General features: G+C 61.6%; 16 protein-coding genes. 9 read left to right on the top strand and 7 right to left on the bottom strand.

Annotated elements, in window-relative coordinates:
* Window positions 1-12: 12 nt before the first annotated feature.
* Genes NWQ23_RS04955 through NWQ23_RS04930 form a run of 6 tightly spaced genes read left to right on the top strand, consistent with a single transcriptional unit; the run spans window position 13 to window position 7,121 of the window.
* Window positions 13-933 (top strand): ABC transporter permease, encoded by a 921-nt coding sequence (locus NWQ23_RS04955; RefSeq protein WP_306165143.1) that lies wholly within the window; start codon window positions 13-15, stop codon window positions 931-933.
* Entirely contained in the window at window positions 926-1,798 is an 873-nt protein-coding gene (locus tag NWQ23_RS04950; protein WP_306165142.1) for an ABC transporter permease, read from the top strand. The genes NWQ23_RS04955 and NWQ23_RS04950 overlap by 8 nt, the downstream gene beginning before the upstream one ends.
* Window positions 1,773-2,762 (top strand): ABC transporter ATP-binding protein, encoded by a 990-nt coding sequence (locus NWQ23_RS04945; RefSeq protein ID WP_306165141.1) that lies wholly within the window; start codon window positions 1,773-1,775, stop codon window positions 2,760-2,762. Before NWQ23_RS04950 ends, NWQ23_RS04945 begins: the two co-directional genes overlap by 26 nt.
* Entirely contained in the window at window positions 2,759-3,736 is a 978-nt protein-coding gene (locus tag NWQ23_RS04940; protein WP_306165140.1) for an ABC transporter ATP-binding protein, read from the top strand. The genes NWQ23_RS04945 and NWQ23_RS04940 overlap by 4 nt, the downstream gene beginning before the upstream one ends.
* Complete coding sequence (locus NWQ23_RS04935; RefSeq protein WP_306165139.1) at window positions 3,733-5,547, top strand: prolyl oligopeptidase family serine peptidase; 1,815 nt, start codon at window positions 3,733-3,735, stop codon at window positions 5,545-5,547. Before NWQ23_RS04940 ends, NWQ23_RS04935 begins: the two co-directional genes overlap by 4 nt.
* Window positions 5,544-7,121, top strand: coding sequence for a N,N-dimethylformamidase beta subunit family domain-containing protein (locus tag NWQ23_RS04930; RefSeq protein WP_306165138.1), 1,578 nt, complete (start codon window positions 5,544-5,546; stop codon window positions 7,119-7,121). The genes NWQ23_RS04935 and NWQ23_RS04930 overlap by 4 nt, the downstream gene beginning before the upstream one ends.
* On the opposite strand, the gene NWQ23_RS04925 is transcribed toward NWQ23_RS04930, so the two are convergent.
* From NWQ23_RS04925 to NWQ23_RS04900, 6 genes are read right to left on the bottom strand one after another with little or no spacing between them, the layout of a single operon-like run.
* Window positions 7,118-8,134 carry a histone deacetylase family protein gene (locus NWQ23_RS04925; RefSeq protein ID WP_306165137.1) on the bottom strand — a complete coding sequence of 339 codons (1,017 nt, stop codon included), beginning with the start codon at window positions 8,132-8,134 and terminating at the stop codon, window positions 7,118-7,120. The two genes, NWQ23_RS04930 and NWQ23_RS04925, sit on opposite strands and share 4 nt — an antisense overlap.
* Complete coding sequence (locus NWQ23_RS04920; RefSeq protein WP_306165136.1) at window positions 8,131-8,613, bottom strand: N-acetyltransferase; 483 nt, start codon at window positions 8,611-8,613, stop codon at window positions 8,131-8,133. Before NWQ23_RS04920 ends, NWQ23_RS04925 begins: the two co-directional genes overlap by 4 nt.
* Complete coding sequence (locus NWQ23_RS04915) at window positions 8,610-9,536, bottom strand: 3-keto-5-aminohexanoate cleavage protein (protein ID WP_306165135.1); 927 nt, start codon at window positions 9,534-9,536, stop codon at window positions 8,610-8,612. Before NWQ23_RS04915 ends, NWQ23_RS04920 begins: the two co-directional genes overlap by 4 nt.
* Window positions 9,533-10,927: an aspartate aminotransferase family protein gene (locus tag NWQ23_RS04910; RefSeq protein WP_372340109.1), complete on the bottom strand. Its 1,395-nt coding sequence runs from the start codon at window positions 10,925-10,927 to the stop codon at window positions 9,533-9,535. The genes NWQ23_RS04915 and NWQ23_RS04910 overlap by 4 nt, the downstream gene beginning before the upstream one ends.
* 52 nt (window positions 10,928-10,979) lie before the next feature.
* Complete coding sequence (locus NWQ23_RS04905) at window positions 10,980-12,494, bottom strand: trimethylamine methyltransferase family protein (RefSeq protein WP_306165134.1); 1,515 nt, start codon at window positions 12,492-12,494, stop codon at window positions 10,980-10,982.
* Window positions 12,491-14,554, bottom strand: a complete 2,064-nt coding sequence (locus tag NWQ23_RS04900; protein ID WP_306165133.1) for an FAD-dependent oxidoreductase — start codon at window positions 14,552-14,554, stop codon at window positions 12,491-12,493. Before NWQ23_RS04900 ends, NWQ23_RS04905 begins: the two co-directional genes overlap by 4 nt.
* A 130-nt stretch (window positions 14,555-14,684) precedes the next feature.
* On the opposite strand from NWQ23_RS04900, the gene NWQ23_RS04895 reads away from it, so the two are divergent.
* The 3 genes from NWQ23_RS04895 to NWQ23_RS04885 all read left to right on the top strand — a co-directional run bounded on the left by NWQ23_RS04895 (window position 14,685) and on the right by NWQ23_RS04885 (window position 18,705).
* Window positions 14,685-16,694: a CocE/NonD family hydrolase gene (locus tag NWQ23_RS04895; RefSeq protein ID WP_306165132.1), complete on the top strand. Its 2,010-nt coding sequence runs from the start codon at window positions 14,685-14,687 to the stop codon at window positions 16,692-16,694.
* Between the two features lie 3 nt (window positions 16,695-16,697).
* On the top strand, window positions 16,698-17,315 hold the full coding sequence (locus NWQ23_RS04890; RefSeq protein ID WP_306165131.1) for a TetR/AcrR family transcriptional regulator: 618 nt from the start codon (window positions 16,698-16,700) through the stop codon (window positions 17,313-17,315).
* A 112-nt stretch (window positions 17,316-17,427) separates the two neighbouring features.
* Window positions 17,428-18,705: an MFS transporter gene (locus NWQ23_RS04885; protein ID WP_306165130.1), complete on the top strand. Its 1,278-nt coding sequence runs from the start codon at window positions 17,428-17,430 to the stop codon at window positions 18,703-18,705.
* A 270-nt stretch (window positions 18,706-18,975) separates the two neighbouring features.
* Here NWQ23_RS04885 and NWQ23_RS04880 read toward each other — a convergent pair.
* A partial coding sequence (locus NWQ23_RS04880; protein ID WP_306165129.1) for a sulfotransferase domain-containing protein occupies window positions 18,976-19,554 on the bottom strand: 579 nt, incomplete at its 5' end.

The raw sequence follows: 19,554 nt of genomic DNA, 5'->3' as shown, positions 1-19,554 counted from the left end.
CGCAGGGATGGTATGCTAAGATTTCTGACCAAACGGGCGGGCGACGGAATTCTGACCTTGGCGGCACTTGTGACGCTGACGTTTTTCGTCATGCGGCTTGCCCCGGGCGGTCCGTTTTCCTCCAACCGCAAGATTTCCCCCGATATCTTGGCCAATATCGAGGCGACCTATCATCTGGACGAGCCGCTCTTGCAGCAATTCCTGCGTTATGTCTGGGGCGTCGTGCGGTTCGATTTCGGCCCTTCCATCCGTTTTCGGGATTATTCCGTCGCCGATATCCTGATCTCTGGATTGCCCTATTCGCTGACCATCGGGTTCTGGGCCGTCATGGTGGCCACGGTCACGGGGGTGACGCTGGGCATTCTGGGTGCGCTCAAGCGCAATTCGATCATCGACTATTCGGCCGGCGTCATCGCTGTGATCGGCATCGCGGTGCCCATCTTTGTGCTGGCCCCGCTGATGCAAGTCTACTTCGCCCTGACACTGCGCTGGTTGCCGGTGGGCGGATGGGGCGACAGCTGGCGCAATCTGGTGCTGCCCATCGTAGCGCTGTCATTGCCCAATATCGCCTATATTTCGCGGCTGACCCGTGCCGCAATGATCGAGACATTGCGCGAGAACTATATCCGCACCGCGGTGGCAAAAGGGATCGGCGGCCGCAGGGTTGTCTGGAACCACGCCTTGACCGGTGCTGTCTTGCCGGTGGTCGCCTATCTTGGGCCCGCAACAGCGGCGATCATCACCGGGTCTATCGTGATCGAGACGATCTTTGCCTTGCCCGGCATCGGGCGTCATTTCGTGGATGCGGCACTGAACCGCGACTATCCTTTGGTGATGGGGATCACGATCCTTTACGGCGGTTTCCTGATCGTGTTCAACATTCTGGCCGATATCCTGCGCGGCTGGCTTGACCCGAGGGTGCGCAATGAGTGACACCAGCCTCGCCCCGATCCCGCAAAGCACCCTGTCGCTTCAGATGGGCCGCTTTCGGCAAAACCGCTTGGCCATGGCCAGTATCGTGGTGCTGACAGCGATCATTCTGGCGTGCTTTATCGGGCCATTCTTCTTTCCCTTCACAGGCGAGGATGCAAATTTCGACGCCATCAATCAGGGGGTCGATTTCACTTCGATCCATCTGTTTGGCACCGATAACTTTGGGCGCGATCTGCTGGTCCGCACCCTGGAAGGGGGCCGCGTTTCACTGACGATCGGATTTCTGGGGGCGCTGGTGGCGGCGCTCATCGGCGTGCTTTATGGCGCGATCTCGGGGTTTATCGGCGGCAGGATCGACCGGATCATGATGCGTCTGGTCGAGGTCCTTTACGGCTTTCCCTATGTGATCCTTGTTATCCTGCTGTCGCTGCTCTTTGGCGGCGGCAATATCGCGCTGTTTGCGGCCATCGTGTTCACGCTCTGGCTGACCCCTGCCGTGATCGTACGCGGCCAGGCCCAATCGCTGGCCCGGCGCGAATTCGTGGAGGCCGCCCGGGCAGGCGGCATGACTGACGGCCAGATCATCGTGACCCATATCGTGCCCAACACCCTGTCCACCGTGATCGTCTATTCCAGCCTGTTGGTCCCCGAGGTGATCCTGTCGGAAAGTTTTCTGTCCTTCCTTGGCATCGGCATCAAGGAACCGCAGGCCAGTTGGGGCAACCTGATCCAAAGCGGCACAGCAGCGATGAGCACCGATATCCGCCTGCTCTTGCTGCCCGCAGGTATGCTGGCAACTGTTCTCTTCTGTCTCAACTTCATAGCGGACGGGCTGCGCGATGCCTTTGATCCCAATGACAGATAGCCTGCTGCGCGTCCGCGACCTCAGCGTGCGGTTCCGCCTGCCCGAAGGTGAAGTGACCGCCGTGGACCATGTCAGCTTTGACGTGGCCCCGGGCGAGGTTTTGGGCATCGTCGGCGAAAGCGGTTCGGGCAAAAGCCAGATCCTGTTTAGCCTGATGGGACTGCTGGCCGGAAATGGACGGGTCAGCGGGGCGGCACATTTCGCGGGGCAGGATCTGCTGGCGATGTCGCCGCGCGCGCTGGATCATGTGCGCGGCGTGGCGATGTCGATGATCTTTCAGGATCCGATGACCTCTCTCAGCCCTTACAAACGTGTCGGAGATCAACTTGCCGAAGGGCTGATCGTGCACAAGGGCCTGTCGCGGCGCGATGCGGGGCGCGAGGCTGTGCGGATGCTGGACCGTGTGCGCATTCCCGACGCGGCGCGGCGCGCGCGGTCCTATCCGCACGAGTTTTCCGGCGGCATGCGCCAGCGGGTCATGATCGCGATGGCGCTTTTGGTGAAACCCCGGCTTTTGCTGGCGGACGAGCCGACGACGGCGCTGGATGTGACAATTCAGGCGCAAATCATTGATATTCTTGCCGAACTGGCCCGCGAGATAGGCACAGCGATCATTTTTGTGACCCATGACCTGGGGGTTGTCGCCCGGCTTTGTGATCGGGTGATCGTGCTTTATGGCGGGCGGATCATGGAAGAAGGTCCCGCAGCACCCCTTTTCGCAGCCCCCGCACACCCTTATGCCAAGGGGCTTTTGCACGCCACGCCGCGTATTGCGGCGCCACTTACGCCACGCTTGGAAACGATAGCGGGCGCACCGCGTGCGGGCGGTGCGATGCTGCCCGGTTGCCCCTTTGCCCCCCGTTGCGACCAGCGGATCGACATCTGCCAGACGACCCCGCCACCCTTAAAGGCCATTGCACCCGGACGCCTTGCCGCCTGCCACCTGACGGGAGAGACCGCATGAGCCCGCTGCTGGAGGTACGCAATCTGAACGCAGGCTATCCGCTTGCAAGCGGTCTGTTTTCGCGTCCGCGTCACCTGCCCATCGTCCATGATGTGTCTTTCACGCTTCAGGCAGGGCAGACCTTGGGGATTGTCGGGGAATCCGGCTGCGGTAAATCCACTTTGGGACGGGCGATCCTGCATTTGCTCCCACCTGTTTCCGGTCAGGTTTTGTGGGAAGGCGAGGACCTTGGCCAACTGCCCCCCAAAGCCCTGCGCAAAAGACGGTCGGAATTCCAGATCATCTTTCAGGATGCAGTCGCCGCACTTGACCCGCGCATGACATTGGGCCGGATCGTCAGCCAGCCCCTGATCACCTTCGAGCCGGGCCTGAACCGCGCAGCCCTGCACGAGCGCGCGGCCGAGGCCCTGCGCCTTGTGGGCCTGTCGCCGGATTACGCGGCCCGCTATCCGCATGAACTCTCGGGCGGGCAAGCCCAGCGCATTGGCATTGCCCGCGCGATTATCGCGGGGCCAAAGCTGATCGTCTGCGACGAACCCGTCTCGGCCCTCGATGTGTCGATACAGGCGCAGGTGGTTAACCTTCTGATGGACCTGCAAGACCGGCTGGGGCTGGCCTTGATCTTTATCTCGCACAACCTGTCTGTGGTGCGCCATATCAGCCATGATGTCATGGTGATGTGCCTTGGCCGCACGGTCGAAGCAGCGGGGCGGGATGCGTTTTACGCAGGCCCACTGCATCCCTATGCCCAAGCACTCATGGCGGCAGTTCCGGAGCCTGATCCGGTTCGCGAACATGCACGTTTGGGCCAATCGCTGCCGGGTGAATTGCCGTCTGTCCTTGCCCCGCCACCCGGGTGCGTCTTTGCCAGCAGGTGCCCGCATGTCGTCCAGCGCTGCAATACAGCGCGGCCCGCGTTGCGCGAAATTACGTCAGGGCACAACGCTGCCTGTCACTTTGCCGAGGTCCTATGACACCTGTTCAGACCCTTGCCCGAACATGGGCCGCCCTACCCCAGATCGAAACGCTGCGTGCCTCGGGCGATGGGGCATGGGCCTTTTGGTCATGGTCCGGCCTGTCTGAGGTCTCTGAAATCTGGATGGCCCCCACCGATGGGTCATCCCCGCCAATGCCCCTGACCAAAGACAGTGCCGACCACCTGACACTCCGTGATGTGAGCCACGATGGCCACCGCCTGATCCTCGCCCATTCGCCCGATAGCTGCGAACACGATCAACTGCTATTGCTCGACCGCGACAAGGGGAATGCCCTCACACCGCTCACCCCGCTCCAGCGGGATCACTATGTCTACGGCGGTCAGTTTTCGCCAGACGGGCGCTCCATCAGCTATATCAGCGACTATGATGATGAGGCCCAAGAGGTCATCGCGGGCAATCTGATCTATCTGCACGACTTGGAGACCGGAGCGCGGAAAATCCTGTTCCGCAACCCCGACCCCTTCGGCGCTGGCACGGAATGGAGCCCCGACGGGCAGCATCTTTTGTGGCATCGCCATCGCCTGGCCCCCGGCGCCACGCAAATCTGGGTGATCGGTGCTGATGGTAGCGCTCCGCGGGAACTGGTTTGTCTGGGCGAAAAAGCCGTCGCAACGGGCTGGTGGCTGGATGCCGACCGCATTGCTGTCGTGGCGGATGGGGCAGAGGGCGACCGTGTCGGCATTGTGACCCTGGCTGACGGGGCCATCACATGGCTGGCGGCAGAGCCGGAACTGCGCCCGCAAACGCTGGTGATTGGCGCAAACGGGCAGTTTGCCTGTCACAGCTTTACCGATGCGGCGCTTGAAACCGTCGTGTTCACCGATGGCACCTATGCACCGCTGCCCAACCGTTCTGGCAGGCGGTCGCTCTTGCCGCTGGCAGGTCTACCGGACGGTGGCTGGCTGGCCGAAGGCTATGACGCCTCTGCCCCGCACGACGTTGTCCACATCGGACCTGATGGCACCTGCACAACGCTGGCCTCCGCCCCGACCAAAGCACTGTTTAGCGTGCCGGAAAGCCTGCATTGGACAGCCCCCGATGGTGAAACCATCCAAGGCTGGCTTTATCGTCCAAAGGGTCCGGTGCGCGGGCATATCACCTATGTCCACGGCGGGCCGACTTGGCATTCCGAAGACTGGGTGAACCCCAAGATCCAGTTCTGGGTCGCTTTGGGCTATTCCGTGCTTGACCCCAATTACCGTGGCTCGACCGGACGCGGCATGCGCTGGCGCGAAAAGGTCAAGGAAGACGGATGGGGCGGACGCGAACAGGCCGACATCCGTGCAGGCACCGAAGCGGTGATCGCCATGGGCGTCGCACCCACAGACAAGATCGCCGTTGCAGGCAATTCCTATGGCGGCTTTTCAAGCTGGTACGCCATCACGCGCCACGCCGATCTTGTGACTGCGGCGATCCCGATGTGCGGGATGTACAAGCTCGACATCGACTATAACGCGACCGAAATGCCTTGGGGGCGTGCCTACAGCGAAGAAATGATGGGCGGTTCGCCTGATGAGGTGCCTGAACGCTATGCCAATGCAAGCCCCGGCAATTTCATCGACCAGATCCGCGGGCATGTGATGGTCGTGCATGGCCTGGCCGACAGCAACGTGGGACCGGAAAACACCCATGTCGCCGTGCGCGAACTGACGGCGGCCGGAATCCCGCACGAGGTGATGCTGTTTGCCGACGAAGGCCACGGGGTGACGCGGCGTGCCAATCTGACCGCCTATCTGGAAAGGACAGCCGCGTTTCTGGAACGCGCTTTTGCAAAGGGGCGGCGGTGAAAGGCTTTTTCGTCGCGGGACCACTGGATGACGGCGATCCGGTCACCGGACATTATTACGAGACCGCATCCGATGACCCTGCCCGCCCGCAGGTCTGGGCCTATACCGACAAGATCAGCTATGCGCCGGGCGAGGTGCTGCGCCTGCATGCGATCTCCCATACCGACCAGATCGCTGTCACAATCTGGCGCGATGATCTGGTCCCTGACACGGTGCTTTCTTCCACGATCCCCGGCGGTTTTGCCCCCACACCACCCGATTGCGCGATGCGCGGCTGCGACTGGCCACAGCGGGCGGCCATCACGATCCCCGATCATTGGCGGTCGGGTGTTTACCGCATCACCTGCGATGTGCCGGGGCATCGGTCAGAGCATGTCTTTGCACTGCGGGCAAAGGACCGGGCCGCGCCTTTGGTGATGATCCTGTGTACTGGCACTTGGTGTGCCTACAACGACTGGGGCGGGTCGAACCACTATCAAGGTCTTAGCGGGCCTTCGGGTCATGAATTTGCGGCGCATGTATCGCTCCACCGCCCTTGGGCCACGGGGTTCGCGCAATGGCCTTCGGCGGCACCGCGCATCCCCCATGCCTCGCCTTTGCGGACAAGACCGCGCTATCCGCATATGGAATTCGCACGCGCCGAAGGGGTCTCAAAGAAATACGCGTCTTCCGGCTGGGCCGCCTTCGAGCGACCCTTTATGCACTGGTGCGCAGCGCAAGACATCGCCTGCGATGTCATCACCCAGCATGATCTTCACCATGACCCTTCGGCCCTTGCCGCCTATCGCCGCGCCGTCATTGTCGGCCATGATGAATACTGGACATGGAACATGCGCGACCATCTGGACGCATGGGTCGATGCAGGTGGGGAACTCGCGCGCTTTGCCGGCAATTTCTTTTGGCAAACCCGCCTGTCTGACGATCTGAGCATCCAGACCTGCCACAAGTCACGCGCCGAAGCAGAGGATGATGTCGCGGACCCCCAGCACCTGACCTCCTATTGGGATCACCCCGCCGTGGGGCGCCCTGCGGTGGCAACCATGGGGCTGACCGGCAGCGCAGGGGTCTATGCCGGTTGGAGCCGCTGCGCCGCCCATGGCACAGGCGGTTTCACGGTCTATCGCCCTGATCATTGGGCCTTGCGCGATACCGGACTGGGCTATGGCGATATCTTGGGCGCTGCCGCGCGGGTCTTTGGCTACGAGGTGGACGGGATCGACTATACAATGACCCACGGTCTGCCCTCTCCCGCAGACGGAACCGGACTTGCCGGTGATCTGACGATCATCGCCTTGTCGCCTGCGACGACGCTGGCCCATGCCACAGGGCCGGACGACGCCGACGGCTTCATTGGTTCAGCCGATGCCGAGGATCTGGCCTTGCGGGTCTTTGGCAGCACCGATCCGGAGGCACTGGGCAGGGCATCACGGGGGAACGGCTGCATCGCGGAATACAGGCGCGGCAAAGGGGCGGTCTTTAACGCGGCCTCTTGCGAATGGGTCGCAGGGCTGATCGCGGCTGATGAACCGGTGGAAGAGGTCACGCGACGGGTCTTGCTACAGCCTTGGCGCTAAAGGAAGGCCCGCAACACCGCGTCAAGGTTCTGGCCGAGTTCCGGGCAAAGATACCCGCCCTCTTGCACGATCACCACAGGCAAGCCGAGCGCCGCAATGGCTTGGCCGATCCGGGCAAATCCTTGCGTGGTCACGGCAAGGCCCGCAAATGGATCGCCTTCGAAGGCATCAAGCCCCAGCGCAAGCACCAGATGCGTGGGCGCAAAATCCGCCACACGACCAAGGGCCATATCCAAGGCCGCCAGAAACCCGTGATCGCCCGTCCCGCGCGGCAGCGGCAGGTTGAGGTTGACCCCTTCGCCCGCACCTTCCCCCGTTTCAGTCGCATAGCCCCAGAAGAACGGGTAATAGCGGACGGGATCCGCATGGATCGACACCGTCAGAACGTCACCACGGCTGTAGAATATGCCTTGGGTGCCGTTGCCGTGATGCAGGTCAACATCCAGGATCGCCACGCGCGCGCCCTGCCCTGTCAGGCTTTGCGCTGCGATGGCGCTGTTATTGAGATAGCAAAAGCCACCCGCAAGTTCGGCAAAGGCGTGATGGCCGGGCGGACGGCACAGCGCATAGGCCGCGCGTGCGCCAGACCGCACCAGATCGGCGGCCTCTAGGGCGGTCTGCGCACTGGCATAGGCCGCCTCCCAGGTGGCGGGACCGATGGGGCATGACGTATCCATCATATGATAGCCCGCCTGCCCGACGGCCGAAGCGGGATACCCCACAAGCCGGTGGTCGGGGTGGATATTCGGGATGACCTCGGCACTGGCGCCTGCGATGCGTTGCCAGCGCTGGTGGATATTCTTCAGGAAAGTCAAATAGCGTTCGGGATGGACGGCCTCGATTGGGGCCACGCCCCGATCCGTTGGTTGCTTGACGGTCAGCCCAAGCTGCGTGACAGCCTCGAGCAAGGCTTGCGCCCGGTCAGGCTTTTCCGGGCATGGCTGCGGCGCACCGGACGACAGAAAGAACTGCGGATCATGCGCCGCCTGACGCGGATCAAAGACTGCGATCATGCGCTGACTTTCCGCGCGAAACGCGCCAGCGCTGCCCCGTCAAGGATCAATAAATCGCCGCGTTCGCGCAGGGCGAAACCCTGTCTGGCGTACCAGCCCTGTGCCGTGATGTTGTCTTGATCCACCATCAGCGTCACATAGCTGGGGTCCCAGTCCTCACAGCAAGCGAGCGCCGCACCGATCAAGGCAGAGGCCACGCCCTGCCCCCGCGCCGCTGGCTGGACATAAAGGTCCTGCACATAAAGCCCCAGGGCACCACGCCAGCTTGAGTATTCGGGAAAGACCAGCGCCAGCCCGATGCTTTGCCCTTCACGTTCGGCCAGAACCGCCCGAAACCGCGGTTCAGGGCCAAAGCCGTACTTGCGCAGGGCCGTGTCAGACCCCGCGATACTGCGGCCCGCTTCGGCCGCCATCTGCTGCAAAAGCGCATGGATCGCCGCCACGTCCGCCGCGACCGCCCTGCGATAGCCGACGGTCAAACGCCCACCCCCGCCCGTCCCTTGAGGTGGAGCATCGCGCGCGCCTCGGCAGGCGTGGCCACCTCGCGTCCCAACCCTTCGACGATCGTGCGGATCCGGGACACCTGTGCAGCGTTCGACGGGGCCAGCACCCCTTTGTCCAGATATAGATTATCCTCGAGCCCCACGCGGACATGCCCGCCCATCGCGGCGGCCATCGTTGCCATAGGGATTTGCATCCGGCCTGCTGCGAGGACAGAAAACAGATAGTCATCGCCGAAAAGCCTGTCGGCGGTCCGCACCAAATGGGTCAGCGTATCCGGTTCGGCCGCCATCCCGCCCAGAACGCCAAAGACGAACTGGATGAAATAGGGCGGCTTGACCAATCCGCGATCCACGAAATGGCGCAGCATGGTCAGATGCGACAGGTCGTAACATTCGAACTCGAACCTTGCGCCGCGCTGCGTCCCCATCTCGTCGAGAACCTGCGCGATATCGCGCGGCGTATTCTTGAAGACAAGATCGTCCGTGCCTTCCAGAAAGGGTTTCTCCCACGGATGCAAAAAAGTCTTGATCCGGGGGATCATGGGATAAAGCGCGAAATTCATCGTGCCCATGTTCAGGCTGCACATTTCGGGTGCGACAGCGCGGGGTGCTGCCAGTCGCTGGTCAAGCGTCATGACCGCCGAACCACCCGTCGTCATATTCACAACCGCATCGGTACCCACAGCGATCTGTGGCAGGAAACCGGCCCAATGATCGGGGTCCGATGACGGGCGTCCGGTGGCAGGGTCACGCGCGTGCAGATGCAAGATAGCGGCACCCGCTTCAGCAGCCCCGATGGCCTGTTCAGCGATCTGCGCGGCCGTAATCGGCAGATAGGGCGACTGCGACGGCACGTGGATAGATCCGGTGATGGCGCAGGTGATCAGGATCTTGCTCATGACAGCGGCAATTCGGATGCGATGGCAAAGGCCGTCAGCGCGTCGGTCAGTAGCGCCACGATCTCGTCGGCCTGTTCGATCGTGGTGATCATCGGGGGGGCAATCAGGATGTGATCCCCCTCGTATCCACCCCGGGACCGGCGCGGATAGACGATCAGGCCAAGGGCATAGGCGGCCTCGGTCAGGCGGTCGTAGGCTTTCATCGCCGGTGGCAAAGGCGCGCGTGTGATACGGTCGGAGACAAGCTCGATCGCCAGCAGCAGACCCATGCCGCGCACATCGCCGATGAAGGGAAACCGGTCCATCAGTCCCACCAGACCACGCTTGAGGTGGTCACCCACGACTTGAGCATTGCGCATCATGTCCTGCCGGATGATTTCATCCAGCACCGCAAGACCCGTCGCGCAGGCCAGCGGATTGCCTGCATAGGTAAAGCCATGGGCAAAGCCGCCTTTGGCCATCACCGCCTCGACAATCTCGCCGCGTGCGACAATGGCACCAAGGGGGATGTAGCCCGCCCCGAAACCCTTGGACAACGCCAGAATATCGGGTGCGCCTGCCCAATGCTGCCCGCCCAGAAAGCGCCCTGTGCGACCGCCACCCGACATCACCTCGTCATGGATCAAGAGCACGCCGTGACGGGTGCAGATGTCGCGGACGGCCTCCATATACCCCGCAGGCGGGACAAGCGCCCCTGTCGAGGCACCGCCAATCGGCTCGAGTAGGAAGGCAAGAACCGTGTCCGGCCCTTCGGCCAGGATCGCCGCCTCCAGCATGTCGGCGTAATGCGCTCCGGTGGCCGGATCGGCTGGGTCCAGACCGTCCAGCCATGCACGCGGTGCAGGCACCTTGGGCATGGCCTGCATCATCGGCGCGAAAGGATCGGTCAGGCTGTCATAGCCTGTCACCGAAAGCGCCCCCAGCGTGCAGCCATGATAAGACGGCCAGCGCGAGATCACTTTCCAGCGGCTCCCCTCTCCCACCGCCACCGCATAGGCGCGGGCAAGCTTCATCGCCGATTCCACGGCCTCTGATCCGCCCGAGACAAAGAACACGCGGTTCATGCCGGGCCAGACCAGTTCGACCGTGCGCTCGGCCAGCGCTTCAGAGGCTTCGGTGACAAAATGCAGGCGGTAGCCAAAGGTCGACTTGTCCATCTGGGCGCGCATCGCTTCCAGCACGGCAGGATTGCTGTGGCCGATATTGCAGACCATCGCCCCGGACGATCCATCAATGAACCGCCGCCCTTGGGTGTCCCACATGTAAATGCCTTCGGCCCTGTCCAGCATCGGTCGGGGGTGCTCGGTCTGGTAGAACAGGTAGGATGGTCTGTTGCGCAGGGTATCGGGTGACATGGCGCTGAATTCTCCACGGATGGTCAAGAGTTGCATGACAAAGGACGTTTGAGAAGGGGCCTCCTGAACGGGGACCGTTGTCGCGCGGTCAATTCATCGGCGCGCCGCCTTCGGCTTTGCGGCGGGTGATATAGGCGTCGATGGCCTCAAGCCGCGCAGGATCAAGCGGGGGTTGCTCGTAATCGGCAAGGAGCTGTTTCCAGACCCCATTGGCCCGTTCTCGTGCGGTGATACCCCCGTTTTCAAGCCACTGTCCGTGGTTGTCCCAATTCGACAAAAGCGGTGTGTAGAATGCGGTCTCATAGCGACTCATCGTGTGGTCCGCGCCAAAGAAATGGCCGGCAGGCCCGACCGCACGAATCGCGTCGACCGCCAAGGTATCGGGCGTCACCACGATGGGGTCGAAATAGGCCGCCATCATCTGCAACAGTTCGGCATCAAGGATCAGCTTTTCAAAACTGGCCGTCAGCCCGCCATGCATCCAGCCCGCGGCATGATTGACCAGATGCGCCCCGCCCATGCAGGCCCCCCAAAGTGACATCTGCGATTCGTATGCCGCCTGTGCATCGACCTCGTTCGCAGCGGTCACATTCGACGACCGGAAAGGCACACCGATAGAGCGGGCCAGTTGCCCGCTGGCCTGTGCCGCCTTGACGTATTCGGGCGTGCCAAAGGCAGGCGCACCCGAGCGCATATCCACGTTAGAGCTGAAACCACCATACATCACCGGGACACCGGGCCTGACGATCTGGGTCAGGGCAATGCCTGCCAAAGCTTCTGCATGTTGCTGGACGAGCGTGCCCGCCAAAGTCACAGGCGACATCGCCCCCGCCAGCGTGAAAGGCGTGATCACATTGACCTGACCATAGGTCGCCAGACAGATCAGCCCTTCGGCCATCGGGATATCAAGCTGCAACGGCGAATTGGTATTGATGATCCCCAAAAGCGTCGGCCTGTCCTTCAGCCCGTCAGGGGTGGTGCCCAGCGCAAGCGCGGCAAGTGCGATTCCGTCCATCGTGCGCGCATGACCGAGCGTCTGGGTTTGCCAGTTCTTGTCCAGCAGGGTGATCTGCGCCCGAAAGATATCCAGATGCCGCGTTGCGGCGGGCAGGTCCATCGGCTCAAAGGGTCCGCCGCCCTCTTGGTGCAGGATGTTCAGGCTTTGAATGACGCGCATGTAGTCGCACATCTCGGCAAAGGTGCCGTCACGCTTGCCACGGTCGTTGTCCATCACATAAGCGGGCCCGCCCACCGCGCCGAAAATCAGATCGCGCCCGCCAAGCCGCAGGTTGCGGGCCGGATTGCGGGCTTCCAGCGTGAAATGCCGTGGCACGGTCTGAATAAGCCGGGGGATCAGATCGGGATCGAACTGCACCATATCGCCTTGGACCGTTGCCCCTGCCGCGCGGAAATGATCCCGCGCGGGGGGGTGCAGCACTTTCATCCCAATTTCTGCCAAGACCCGTAACGCAGCCTGGTGGATCATCGCGACCTGATCATCACTCAGCACCGCTACCGGATCATAGGGGCGGGTGAGTTGCGAAAAGGGCGGCTGGTTCACCACGCCGATCATCCGCCCTTCGCGGGATTTGCCCCGCCTCACGTCACAGGCTCGGTCAGCGGGACAGGCCCGTCGCGGCGCAGCGCGGCATTGGACGGGGCCAGATCAAGGCCGCGGGCTGTCTCATGCGCCTGATAGACCGCATGCACCAAGGCACCGGGCGCGCGCGCGTCACCGGTGACAGAAAGGGAGAAGCTGTCATCTCTGCCCCCTGCCAGACTGTCAAAGAGCGCGCTACCCCCTGCCCGTTGACCCACGATCACAAGACTGCGGGCCGCGATCTGCCGCGCCGCCCCTGAAAACACATGGGCCAGGTCCAGTGTGACCCCGTCAAAGCCGGTCACGATTTCACTTGTGCGCAAGGCGACACCCAACCGTTCAAGCGCCTGATGCATACCCGGTTGCTCGTTGGTCATGATGCCCCATGCGCCAGCGGCACCACCCGTCGTGATATAGGTGGTTTGCAAGCCAAGCGTGGCCAGATGTTCGGCAATGGCCGTCCCCAGATAGTAATTGTCAAAGTCAAAGACAGCGACCGGCCCTTCAGGGACTTGGCCCCGCGCCAGATCATCAGGTGTGAGGATGCGTGGCGCCTCCAGTCCCGCAACCGGCAGTTCGTTGGCCCCGCAAAGCCGTGTGGTCCAGCGTGCGCCCGTGGCGACAATGACGTGATCGGCGCCGAAATCGCGCACATCCGCGTCGGTCATCGGGCTGGCCGGATAGAGCGACACATGGGGCAGCTTGCGCAACTGGCCCAGACGGTATTCGGCCACACGCATCCATGCCCGCAGACCGGGCAGCGCGCTTTCGAACAAGAGCCGCCCGCCAAAATCGTCCCGTGCCTCGGCCAAGGCCACATCAAAACCGCGCCGTGCTGCGGTCAATGCTGCCTCCAGCCCCGCAGGCCCGCCGCCGACGATCAGCACCTGCCCCGCGCGATCCCGCGTGACGACCTCGGGATGCCAGTCGCGCCGCCATTCTTCGCCCGCCGTCGGGTTTTGCGTACAGCGCACCCAGACACCGTCATGCCACGAGGCGATGCACATATTGCAGCCGATACATTCGCGGATATCTTCCTCGCGGCCTTCGTCGATCTTTTGGGGCAGAAACGGATCAGCGATCGAGGGGCGCGCGCCACCGATCAGGTCAAGCACGCCGCGACGGATCATGCCCACCATGGTATCGGGCGATGTGAACCGCCCCACCCCGACCACGGGCTTGTCCGTGACGGATTTCATAAAGTCGATCACCGGCTCGTGGCTGCCTTCGGCGGCGAACCGCGACGGCGCGCAGTCATAGGCGGAATAGTCCATCTTGACGTCGAACAGATCAGGGGCGTCCTTGAGCAGGCCAACCACCTCATGCGCCTCGCTTTCGGCCACTTCGGAGGGTCGCGCGCGCAGTTCCTGCATCGACATCCGCAGCGCCACGGCACAGCGCCCGTGTGTCGCTTCGCGCACGGCGTCCAGCAATTCCTCGACCAGACGCACGCGATTGCGGACCGATCCGCCATAGGCATCGGTGCGGTGATTATAGTCGGGCAGCAAGAACTGATAGGGCAGATAACCCATACCGGCATAGACATAGAGAATATCAAAACCGGCCTGTTCGGCCCGCACCGCCGCATCGGCATGCCATTGGATCAAGGCGCGAATATCCTCTGCATCCATGATCTTTGGGCGTTGCGCGGACATGAACCCCACATGGGTCGGCATCCAAGGCACGCCGGAAGGGCTGAGAGGTGCAATCCGGCTGGTCCGGTTCACCGATGCAGCCCCGCCGTGCCAAAGTTCGATCCCCGCAAGGGCCCCATGGGCATGGACAGCATCGGTCATCAGGGCGTGGGCGCGGATGTCCGCATCATCCCAGATCGTGGCGCAAGGAAACGGGCTGTCGTCAGAAGACGGATCGACCGAGGCCGCTCCGGTGCAGACCACGCCCCAGCCCCCTTCTGCCTTCATCCCGCGAAAGGCCGCACGCACATGCGGGGCCGCATTGGTCATGCCACTGGCGTGTGGCACCTGAAAAAAGCGGTTCTTTGTGGTTTTGGGCCCGATCTTGAGCGGCTGAAACAACGGATCGTACTGGGGATTGCGGGCCAAGACAGTCTCCTTGTTGAATAAACATATCATAAGCTGCGCAAAGAGGCTGCGTCAATCGAAACAGGGCAACATCGGCGTTGCGCCAAAAGGCCCATATTGTACAGTCGTCCAACAACAGCGAGGTGTCGCGATGCCAAACGTCAGAACTGATTTTCCCTATCCTGTGGAAGTGATCGAAAACATTTTTGTTCCGCTCCCCGACGGGACACGGCTGGCCGCCAAGCTGTGGCGTCCAAAAGGCGCAGGCCCCGTGCCTGCCATTCTGGAATACCTGCCCTACCGCAAGCGCGACGGGACGCGTTACCGCGATCAGGGGATGCACGCATATCTTGCAGGACATGGCTATGCCTGCGTCAGGCTCGACATCAGAGGATCGGGAGACAGCGAAGGCCTGATCGACGACGAATATACCGTGCAAGAGCAGTTGGACGGATGCGACGCCATCGCATGGCTGGCCGCACAGGACTGGTGCGACGGTCAGGTGGCGATGATCGGCATCTCCTGGGGCGGTTTCAACGGTTTGCAGATCGCGGCACGGCAGCCTGACGCGCTCAAGACGATCATCACCGTGGGGTCCACCGACGACCGCTATGCCACCGACATCCACTGGATTGGCGGCTGCTTAAGCAAGGATAACTTTGACTGGTCGGCCACGATGATGGCCACCAACGACCTGCCCCCTGATCCCGATGTCGTGGGCGAGAACTGGCGCGCGATGTGGCAGGCGCGGATGGCGCATCAACGGCCATGGATCACCGATTGGCTGCACCACCAGCGGCGCGATGATTTCTGGAAACAAGGGTCGGTCTGCGAGAACTTCAGCGCGATCAAGGTTCCCGTCTACGCGGTGTCGGGCTGGGCGGACAATTATTCCGAAAGCGTTCCGCGCCTGCTTGCCGGTCTGAGCGTGCCACGGCGCGGGCTGATCGGACCTTGGGCGCATTCCTACCCGCATGACGTGACCGTGGAACCCGCGATCGGCTGGCTGCAAGAGGTCGTGCGCTGGTGCGATCACTGGATGAAGGGGCGTGACACCGGCATCATGCAAGAGCCGATGTATCGCGTCTGGATGCAGGACAGCGTGCCACCGGCGACCTGCTACCGCACCCGTCCGGGGCGCTGGGTCGCCGAGGACAGCTGGCCTTCGCCCCGGATCACGATGCGACGCCTGCCGCTTGGCGCGGACGGGCGGTTCAGTGACACCGCAGGGACGCGCAGCATATGCTCGCCCTTGTGGGTTGGCATGAATTCCGGCGAAGTCGGGCGCTATGGCGAAGATGCGGATTGGCCCGGCGACCAGCGCGAAGACGATGGCGGCAGTCTGGTTTTTCTGTCGGACCCGCTACCCGAGGCCGTCGAGATCCTTGGCGCACCGCGGATTGCTTTGCGCTTTTGCTCTGACAAGCCCTTGGCGCTGGTCTCGGCCCGGCTAAACGATGTCCGGCCAGATGGCAGTACGACGCGCGTGGGCCTTGGCCTGCTGAACCTGACCCATCGGGACAGCCATGAACACCCGACCCCCCTTGAACCGGGGCAGGACTATGACGCTGTCGTCGAAATGGATGACATCGCACATCACTTCCCCGCTGGGCACCGGATCGCTGTGGCCTTGTCGACGGTTTATTACCCACTGGTCTGGCCTTCCCCCGAACTGGTGACCTTGACGATCCATTGCGGCGCGTCCGAACTCCAACTGCCGATACGTCCCCCACGTCCCGAGGATGACACGCTACGCCCCTTCGATCCGCCCGAAGAGGCCGCCCAAACGCCCGTTGTGCATCACTCCAGCCCTGCCACAAACCGTCGACGCATCACCCGCGACCTGCTGAATGGCACGATCGTCGTGGATTTCCCGCGCTGGACTTACGCGATGGAGATGACGGATATCGAACAGACCCAAATCTCGACCGGTACTTGCCGCCATGAAATCACCGAAGGCGATCCGTTGAGTGCTGCGACCTATACGGACAACCGCGTTGAAATCCGGCGCAAGGATACCACGATCCTGCACCACTCGACCGGCAGCCTGACCTGTGACGCGACGCATTTCATCGTCCAGATGCAGGTGCGCCTGTCAGAAAACGGACAAGAAGTCTTTGCGCGAGACTGGCATGACCGCATTCCACGTGACATGATCTAGGTGATGACAGCACACACTCCGAAATACCGCCGATACGAGGCCCCCGAACGCCGCGAAATGCTGGTCGAGGCCGGGCTTGCCTGCCTTGCCGACGGCGGTGTCTCGGGCTTTACCATCGACCGGATTTGTGAAGCGGCCGGGGGGGCATCGCGCGGGCTGATTACACATCATTTCGGGTCCAAACAGCAATTGCTGCGCGCCTGCTATGCGACTGCCTATGACCGGATGTTGGGGGCAGCGGCCCCGGGCGGTTCTGCGCAGACCTCATTGACCGAGATGATCGAGGCGCTTTTGTCTGATGACTACACATCCCAAGGCACGCTTCGGGCATGGCTGGCGATGTGGGGCGAGGTGGCCAATGACCCAGACCTAATGCTGGAACACCGACGCTATTATGACCACTATCTGCAGCGCGTGGTGCAGGCGATCCGCGAGGCTTCGGATGGCCGGACTCTTGCGATCTCCGAAGATGCTCTGGCGACACTGTTCATCTCGATGGTGGATGGACTCTGGCTCGAACGCTGCCTGGACCCCGAAAGGCTTTCACGGGCCGACGTCCGGCAGGCCTGTTATGATCTGCTGGAAGCCTTTCTTGGACCGATCCGACCGCAGAATGACTGAGTTCAAGGCAGGCTGAGCGCCCTGTTCCACTGAGCCGTCCGCGATTTCGGGGATCACATCAATTTTTGAACGTCCCTAGCGCTGCATATGGGGAAATGCCAAGACTGGAATTATGCCCGCCGACATCGCATTCTCCTTCGCTCAGCTCACCCGTTCCGCCCGGCGGCACATTCGGGTTTTCCAGATTCACCAGTTTCTGGACCGCTTTGCGATGGGCTTGACGGTGGCAGTTGTCGCGCTCGCCTTGATCGACCGCGGCATGGACCTTTTCCAGATTTCGCTGCTGTTTGGTGTGTATTCAGTCACAACCATGACGATGGAACTGCCCTTTGGCGGTCTGGCTGACAACATCGGCCGCAAGCCCGTCTTCCTGTCTGCGGTCGTTGCAAGCTTGATCTCGCTGGGTCTTTTCCTGTCGTCGAGCGATTTCTATGTTCTGGCATTGTCGTTCGCGTTTATTGGGTTTGGCCGTGCTTTGCGCTCGGGAACACTCGACGCATGGTTTGTTGAGAACTTTGGTGTCATGGCCCCGAACGTCGATATTCAGCCCGCCCTCGCAAAGGCCCAATGGGCAAACGCAATGGGTCTGGCCTTCGGTGCGATCTGCGGGGGCTTGTTGCCCGACGCATTCGGCGCAACCGCAGTCAGGCTAGGGTTCAGCATTTACGATGTCTCCTACGCTGCAAGCTTCATTATGATGACTGTCTTGTTTCTTTACACCCTCTTTGCCATCACAGAAGAGCCGCGCCCGCTGCATCCCAAGGCGCTTTTGCAGGGCTTCACGAACGTTCCTGCCGTGATAAAGGAGGCTGGTTTCCTTGCCTTGAAGCATCCTTCACTGTCGATGCTTTTACTGGCGTTGACGTTGTTTTTGATGGCAACGAACCCGGTCGAAGTATTCTGGCCCACCCACGTCAAGGGTATGCTGAGCGAAGGCTACGCCAATACTGCAATTGGCGCACTGACGGCGATCTACTTTTTCTCAATTGCCTTTGGAGCGTCACTGTCTTCTCGGATCAGTCGGATTTTCAGACGCCGGCACGCGATCACATTATCAGTGATTTTTGCCTGTCTTGCGGCCGTTCAAATCGCGTTGGCGTTACAGGGCAATATCATTGGCTTCGTTGCGATCTTCGTCCTCTACTCGGTCATCTTGGGCGCGAGCGAAACGCCTGCCAGCAGCATTCTGCATGCCTGCGTTGAAAATCGACAGCGGTCTACAATGTTGTCACTGCGCTCACTCCTACAGCAATTGGGGGCTGCACTTGGCTTGATCGTGGCTGGAGCAGTTGCCGAAGTTTACACAACGCCCACCGCGTGGATGGCAGGGGCCACCTTCCTTGTATTTGCACTGCTCCTGATGGGCGTGTTGGCCAGAAGAATGACGTAGCGACATTCGTTTGCTATGCAGCATCACACACAATGGGCTCAAATTGGCCCTGCGCTGCATCTGGCGAACAGACATTCCGACGGTAAAATCAGTCACACGAGGCCCAAAGCCGTGGTTGCTTGGGTGGGGCATGCGACCGGGGATTTCGCACGGGGTGAGGTCAGTTCGGGCGGAAGAGTGCATTCGCGGCGGCCCGGTGCCTAGGTCAGCATAGCGGGACGAAGCGGACGGACAATAATCCAATCCCGATTGAATGCGCGCTCTTGCAGCCTATCCGGCACCGCCTTCAAGCCAGTCGCGCGCCCGGACATCCGGAATTAACTCTTCGAGCCGCGCGCGATAAAGCGCGAGTTCTTCGTCGGAAAGCTTTCCATCCCATTTCTTGGAACTGGCAGAGTCAAAGAAGTTCGCGTCATTTTTCCAGAACCCCGTGCCGCCCACCGGCGCATAGTCGGCTGCCTTGGCCTTCATCGCGCCAAAAGCTGTGGCCTTGGCCACCTTGTCGATCACGCTGGCACTCGCTTCGATCCCTGCCGCGGCTGCCAATGCCGCGACCGTGCCCCGACCGTCACGAACCATGTCGGAATAATGGAATACCTTGAGATCAGGCAACCTACCGGAAAGCACCGTATTGGTATAGTGTATCGCCATCGTCATCAGGGTCTCTTGGCCAAAGTTGTCGCAATCCGACACGTTGCTGACATAGGCACGGATTGAGCGCGGGACGGGCCATTTATACAGATCGTCATCACTGGCTTCGCTCCTGTTGGCGGTATGTTTTCGCAAGGAAAAAAAGACGTCTAGCGGGTGGCGATAAACGGCAATAACCGTAACGCCCTCCCAGATCGG

Origin of the sequence: Yoonia sp. (assembly GCF_030731595.1) — a bacterium.
Classification (GTDB): domain Bacteria; phylum Pseudomonadota; class Alphaproteobacteria; order Rhodobacterales; family Rhodobacteraceae; genus Yoonia.
Note: the sequence above shows the minus strand (reverse complement) of the source record. Positions and strands in the feature narration are given on the sequence as shown.

Bases quoted from the DNA above. Each gene is read 5' to 3' on its own strand.
- NWQ23_RS04945 (WP_306165141.1), top strand. From the start codon at position 1,773: ATGCCTTTGATCCCAATGACAGATAGCCTGCTGCGCGTCCGCGACCTC.
- NWQ23_RS04955 (WP_306165143.1), top strand. From the start codon at position 13: ATGCTAAGATTTCTGACCAAACGGGCGGGCGACGGAATTCTGACCTTG.
- NWQ23_RS04890 (WP_306165131.1), top strand. From the start codon at position 16,698: ATGACAGCACACACTCCGAAATACCGCCGATACGAGGCCCCCGAACGC.
- NWQ23_RS04910 (WP_372340109.1), bottom strand. From the start codon at position 10,927: ATGCAACTCTTGACCATCCGTGGAGAATTCAGCGCCATGTCACCCGAT.
- NWQ23_RS04935 (WP_306165139.1), top strand. From the start codon at position 3,733: ATGACACCTGTTCAGACCCTTGCCCGAACATGGGCCGCCCTACCCCAG.
- NWQ23_RS04950 (WP_306165142.1), top strand. From the start codon at position 926: ATGAGTGACACCAGCCTCGCCCCGATCCCGCAAAGCACCCTGTCGCTT.
- NWQ23_RS04915 (WP_306165135.1), bottom strand. From the start codon at position 9,536: ATGAGCAAGATCCTGATCACCTGCGCCATCACCGGATCTATCCACGTG.
- NWQ23_RS04925 (WP_306165137.1), bottom strand. From the start codon at position 8,134: ATGATCGCAGTCTTTGATCCGCGTCAGGCGGCGCATGATCCGCAGTTC.
- NWQ23_RS04895 (WP_306165132.1), top strand. From the start codon at position 14,685: ATGCCAAACGTCAGAACTGATTTTCCCTATCCTGTGGAAGTGATCGAA.
- NWQ23_RS04885 (WP_306165130.1), top strand. From the start codon at position 17,428: ATGCCCGCCGACATCGCATTCTCCTTCGCTCAGCTCACCCGTTCCGCC.
- NWQ23_RS04940 (WP_306165140.1), top strand. From the start codon at position 2,759: ATGAGCCCGCTGCTGGAGGTACGCAATCTGAACGCAGGCTATCCGCTT.